We start from the raw sequence: 519 nt of genomic DNA, 5'->3' as shown, positions 1-519 counted from the left end.
AATGGTGGAGCCAGACGGGATCGAACCGACGACCTCATGCTTGCAAAGCACGCGCTCTCCCAACTGAGCTATGGCCCCAAGGGGTCAGCCTCAGCCGATCGAACGTCCCGTGTCGTGGTGGGCCTGGGACGACTCGAACGTCCGACCTCACCCTTATCAGGGGTGCGCTCTAACCACCTGAGCTACAGGCCCAGAGCGATCAAAGCACGCCGCCCGGCATACGCCGGAGCGGTGCGCCGATCGCGCTATCTGGTGAGGAAGAGAAACGAGGACGGCGCCTGTCCCGCCAAATGGGACCCTGACAGGTCCCTGTATCCTAAATGATCCTCGATGGATGAACTGACGTTCGCTGCGATCCGGCAGAACCGGACCCCATGTCCAAAAAGAAATCCTTAGAAAGGAGGTGATCCAGCCGCAGGTTCCCCTACGGCTACCTTGTTACGACTTCACCCCAGTCGCTGACCCTACCGTGGTCGCCTGCCTCCTTGCGGTTGGCGCAGCGCCGTCGGGTAAGACCAA

At 61.1% G+C, this 519-nt stretch carries 2 tRNA genes and 1 rRNA gene; all 3 read right to left on the bottom strand.

The features are described from left to right. Positions 1-2 precede the first annotated feature (2 nt). Positions 3-78: transfer RNA gene (locus tag MKL20_RS25290), tRNA-Ala, on the bottom strand. A 37-nt stretch (positions 79-115) separates the two neighbouring features. Continuing rightward, positions 116-192 (bottom strand) — tRNA-Ile (locus MKL20_RS25285). A gap of 204 nt (positions 193-396) precedes the next feature. Beyond that, positions 397-519, bottom strand: a 16S ribosomal RNA gene (locus MKL20_RS25280); the annotation flags it as partial.

Source organism: Methylobacterium sp. E-066 (assembly GCF_022829635.1).
In the GTDB taxonomy this organism is placed as follows: Bacteria; Pseudomonadota; Alphaproteobacteria; order Rhizobiales; family Beijerinckiaceae; genus Methylobacterium.
The sequence above is the reverse complement of the archived record's forward strand: the minus strand, read 5'-3'. Positions and strand labels throughout refer to the sequence as shown.